Annotated in this window: 7 protein-coding genes; 4 read left to right on the top strand and 3 right to left on the bottom strand. The window is 62.0% G+C overall.

What is annotated here, in order from left to right; genetic code table 11:
* The coding region (locus tag DID98_RS36115; protein WP_221622547.1) for a hypothetical protein at nucleotides 1–290 on the bottom strand (290 nt) is incomplete at its 3' end.
* 49 nt (nucleotides 291–339) lie between these two features.
* Between DID98_RS36115 and cueR the strand changes: the two genes are divergently transcribed.
* The 3 genes from cueR (at nucleotide 340) to DID98_RS36485 (ending at nucleotide 1,589) form a co-directional block, all read left to right on the top strand.
* A complete protein-coding gene (gene cueR / locus DID98_RS35215) occupies nucleotides 340–744 on the top strand; it encodes a Cu(I)-responsive transcriptional regulator (protein WP_044849283.1) in 405 nt (134 codons plus the stop codon).
* Between the two features lie 215 nt (nucleotides 745–959).
* On the top strand, nucleotides 960–1,106 hold the full coding sequence (locus tag DID98_RS35210; protein ID WP_081053322.1) for a DUF3563 family protein: 147 nt from the start codon (nucleotides 960–962) through the stop codon (nucleotides 1,104–1,106).
* 114 nt (nucleotides 1,107–1,220) lie between these two features.
* Entirely contained in the window at nucleotides 1,221–1,589 is a 369-nt protein-coding gene (locus DID98_RS36485; RefSeq protein WP_082088780.1) for a hypothetical protein, read from the top strand.
* Between the two features lie 15 nt (nucleotides 1,590–1,604).
* Here the strand turns inward: DID98_RS36485 and DID98_RS35200 are convergent, their stop codons facing one another.
* Nucleotides 1,605–2,450, bottom strand: a complete 846-nt coding sequence (locus DID98_RS35200) for a 23S rRNA (adenine(2030)-N(6))-methyltransferase RlmJ (RefSeq protein WP_124572230.1) — start codon at nucleotides 2,448–2,450, stop codon at nucleotides 1,605–1,607.
* Nucleotides 2,451–2,561: 111 nt separating this feature from the next.
* On the bottom strand, nucleotides 2,562–3,533 hold the full coding sequence (locus DID98_RS35195; protein ID WP_124572229.1) for an aldo/keto reductase: 972 nt from the start codon (nucleotides 3,531–3,533) through the stop codon (nucleotides 2,562–2,564).
* Nucleotides 3,534–3,696: 163 nt separating this feature from the next.
* On the opposite strand from DID98_RS35195, the gene DID98_RS35190 reads away from it, so the two are divergent.
* On the top strand, nucleotides 3,697–3,857 hold a 161-nt coding region (locus tag DID98_RS35190; RefSeq protein WP_124524115.1), incomplete at its 3' end, for an SDR family NAD(P)-dependent oxidoreductase.

Genomic DNA, 3,857 nt, shown 5'->3' with positions numbered 1-3,857 from the left:
CCCGTGTGAAAGTAGGTAATCGTCAGGCTCCCTAAGCCAGAAACCCCCGCCCGAAAGGCGGGGGTTTTTGCATTTGCGGCAAAGAAATGCGTGATCGCTGCAAGTGTTGGCGTGATCGTCAGTGGGCGAGCAGCTTGATACGCGCTGCATGCTGCCCCGAACCGGCAGATTTCGCAGCCACCACCTACCTCAATAAGGACATCCGGATTGCGGTCGATCCGGCCGTCACTGCCCAGGCAGGAACGAAATCTCGCGATTTGATACGATCCAAATGTCGTCGACGAATGCATGCGTCGACCTTCGTGTTCGAACCAGTGCTTGATGGAGAGAGGGCAGGGAATGAATATCGGCGACGCGTCGCGCGAATCCGGCGTCAGCGCAAAAATGATCCGGTACTACGAGCAGGTCGGCCTTCTTGCGCCGAGCAAGCGGAGCGACGCCGGATACCGCATCTACGGTTCGGATGACGTCCATATTCTGCGTTTCATCCGCCAGGCGCGGCGGCTCGGTTTTCTCGTCGAGGATATTCGCAAGCTGCTGATGCTCTGGCAAGACCGCTCCCGCGCCAGCGCCGAAGTGAAGTCGATCGCCCTCGAACACGTGGCCGAACTCGACAAACGCATCGCGGAATTGAGCGACATGCGCAATACACTTGCCGATCTCGCCGCGCACTGCCATGGTGACGGGCGACCCGAATGCCCGATCTTGGCGCGGCTGGCCGACCCGGTCAGTGAACCAGATTAGTGCATATCCTCGGGGCCGAATCGGAGCCTCGATTCAATATCTTTAAAAATCAGTGGGTTGAAGCAGATAGTTCGTAAACCATTCCAAACTGGAATGGCTTCCATGCAAGCATTTCACTGGCATCTTGGTGCGGCATCGCTATAATTCGGGATAACCCTATACGGGAAATCCCTGAATCTCGATTCGCCAGGGGTCCCCCTTCCTTGGAGAACATCATGATCGCCTACATCGTTGAAAAGCTGAGCAACTGGTTCGAATCCGCAGAGCGTGAACGCCGTGAGGCTTACCTCGCGTCGTCGTCGGACATCGTCCAGCTCGAGAGCCGCATCCGCTCGCTCGAAACCAACGGCTACTCCCTGTAATCGGAGTCACCGTCAGGTGCCGTGTGGCACCGAGCGAAAAGCAAGCCCCGTGTTGACGGGGCTTTGTTTTTTTGTGCGTCCGATCTGGCGAAATCGTCGGCGTGGCGCTATGGTATGGACCTGCTTTTCAACCGGAAGAACACGACCATGCGTTTGCGTCTCGATGTGCGTCACGTTTCCCGCGCGCGTCTCGCTCTGGGGGCCGCGGTGCTCGCTCACGGCATGGCGGCTGGTGCGGCGACATCGTCCAGGCCGCTGATTCTCGATACGCAACGCGGGATCCAGGATGGCAAGGGCGGCCTGGTGTTGCAAACGGCTCCGTTATCGTCCGAGCCGATCGTTGAGCCCGCAGGCATGCGAGCGCCGGCAGGGCAGGGACCGAATTCTTCGGTCCCACTGTTTGTCGCGCCGTATATCAATGTGCCGGGCTGGGGTGGGTCGCCGGCCAATCAGCCAAGACCCGCGCCAAGACCGCAGCCGTAACGGAAAACCGTTCGCTCAGTTTCCGCGGTGCTCGATCTGGCACCGCGCGCCGCTGTCCTGTCCCAGGCGCTCGACGAGATAGGGCAGCGCTTCGTTCATGCTCTGCGCGAGCGTGTACGGCGGATTCAGGATGAACATTCCGCTGCCGTAAAGGCCCAGGCCATCTGCCGGCGGATTCGATACCGTCAGCGTCAGGTGCAGCCAGTTGTTCGGCTGCAGGCGCTTGAGCTGCTCCGGAAAACGCTGCGATTCCACCCGCGCAACCTGCGGATACCAGATCGCGTAACAGCCTGTCGCGAAACGCTTCAGGCATTCCGTCACGCAAGTCACTGTGCGCGCGTAGTCCTTCTTGTCCTCATAGGACGGATCGATCAGCACGAGCGCGCGTCGCGGCGGCGGCGGCAGCAGCGCCTTGATGCCCTCGAAGCCGTCGCCGGCGAAAATCATCGCGCGGCGCCCCGCATCGCGGAAGTTGTGACGCAACACGTCGATTTCCGTCGTGTGCATTTCGAACAGGCGCATCCGGTCCTGCTCGCGCATCGATCGCCATGCGAGATACGGGGAGCCCGGATAGTAGTGCAGCTCACCGTCGTCGTTCAGCGCGCGCACCTCGTCGATGTAGTCGCCGAGCGCCTCGGGCAGGTTCTTTTCGTTCCACAGCGGCCCGATGCCGGTGTCGAATTCCCCTGTCTTGGCGGCATAACCGTCGCGCAGCGAATACACGCCGGCACCGGCGTGCGTGTCGATGTACCAGTACGACTTGTCTTTCTTGTTCAGGTAGCGCAGCAGCTGGACGACGACGGCGTGCTTGAGCACGTCCGCGTGGTTGCCTGCGTGAAAACCGTGACGATAACTGAGCATGGCTGGCTGCCTGAAACGAAGGGTGAATCGATGAAAACGGATGATCGCGCGAAGCCGTCGGGCCGCGCGCCAATGCGGCCGCGTATTGTACGCGAGTGGGCGTGAGCCGCCTTACTCGTATGCATCGCCGACGGCCTCCTCGATGCGTTGCTTGATCTCCGGCGTCAGTTTCTCGGCAACGTCGAGCGCGCGCATGTTGTCGCCGATCTGCTCGATTCGCGAGGCGCCGGTAATGACCGAACTCACGCGCGGATTCGCGAGTACCCATGCAATCGCGAGCTGGGCGGTGCTGCAGCCGAGTTCGGTCGCGATCTCGCCGAGCCGTTCGACCACATCGTTGCTGACCGGATCCGTCAGCCGTTCGCGGAGCCAGTCGTAGCCCGGCAATTGCGCGCGGCTGCCCGGCGGTACGCCGTTCCGGTACTTGCCGGTGAGCAGCCCCGATGCCAGCGGGCTCCAGGTCGTCAGGCCGAGGCCGTAGTCGTGATAGAGCCGTGCGTATTCCTGTTCGACCCGGGTACGGTGGAACAGGTTGTACTGCGGCTGCTCGACGACCGGCTTGTGCAGATGGTGCCGCTCGGCAATCTCGTACGCGGCGCGGATCTCGTCGGCGCTCCATTCGGACGTGCCCCAGTACAGCGCCTTGCCGCGTACGATCATGTCGCTCATCGCCCAGACGGTCTCCTCGATCGATGTGTTCGGATCGGGGCGATGGCAGTACACGAGGTCGACATGGTCGAGCTGCAGCCGGCGCAGCGAGCCGTCGATCGCGTTCAGCAGATATTTCCGGTTCAGTGTGTGGTACTGGTTCGGCGCTTCCGCGAGCCCCCAGAAGAACTTCGTGGACACGAGGTAGCTGACGCGCGGCCAGCCGAGCGACTTGAGCGCCTGGCCCATGATTTCCTCGGATTTGCCACCGGCGTAGACCTCGGCGTTGTCGAAGAAATTGACGCCTGCATCGCGGGCCGCCGCAAGGCATTCGCGGGCGACCCGCTGATCGACCTGGTTGCCGTAGGTGACCCACGAGCCGAGCGAAAGCGCGCTGATCTGCAGGCCGGAGCGGCCTAGCCGTCGATAGTGCATGGGAATCTCCCGCGACTCTGAACCGACCTTAAGCTTAGACGTTTTGCGCGCGAACGGCGGGGCCGATCGTGCACAATAGCGGCTGGCCTCCACCTGCACGACCGCGACGAAAGCGGATGCAGCGGGGCGCGCTTTTTCGATCCGATAACGGAAGGAGACGGACATGGCAGCAGATCTGAACGGCAAGACCGCAGTCGTCACGGGCGCCGCAAGCGGCATCGGCAAGGAAATCGCGCTGGAGCTCGCAAAAGCGGGCGCGGCCGTGGCGATCGCCGACCTGAACCAGGACGGCGCAAACGCGGTTGCCGACGAGATCGTCAAGGC

It is taken from the genome of Burkholderia sp. Bp8984 (genome assembly GCF_003853755.1).
Taxonomy (GTDB): domain Bacteria; phylum Pseudomonadota; class Gammaproteobacteria; order Burkholderiales; family Burkholderiaceae; genus Burkholderia.
The sequence above is the reverse complement of the archived record's forward strand: the minus strand, read 5'-3'. Positions and strand labels throughout refer to the sequence as shown.

What these genes read in the sequence shown, in the direction of transcription:
- cueR (WP_044849283.1), top strand. Translation starts at nt 340, where the DNA reads ATGAATATCGGCGACGCGTCGCGCGAATCCGGCGTCAGCGCAAAAATG.
- DID98_RS35210 (WP_081053322.1), top strand. Translation starts at nt 960, where the DNA reads ATGATCGCCTACATCGTTGAAAAGCTGAGCAACTGGTTCGAATCCGCA.
- DID98_RS36485 (WP_082088780.1), top strand. Translation starts at nt 1,221, where the DNA reads ATGGACCTGCTTTTCAACCGGAAGAACACGACCATGCGTTTGCGTCTC.
- DID98_RS35200 (WP_124572230.1), bottom strand. Translation starts at nt 2,450, where the DNA reads ATGCTCAGTTATCGTCACGGTTTTCACGCAGGCAACCACGCGGACGTG.
- DID98_RS35195 (WP_124572229.1), bottom strand. Translation starts at nt 3,533, where the DNA reads ATGCACTATCGACGGCTAGGCCGCTCCGGCCTGCAGATCAGCGCGCTT.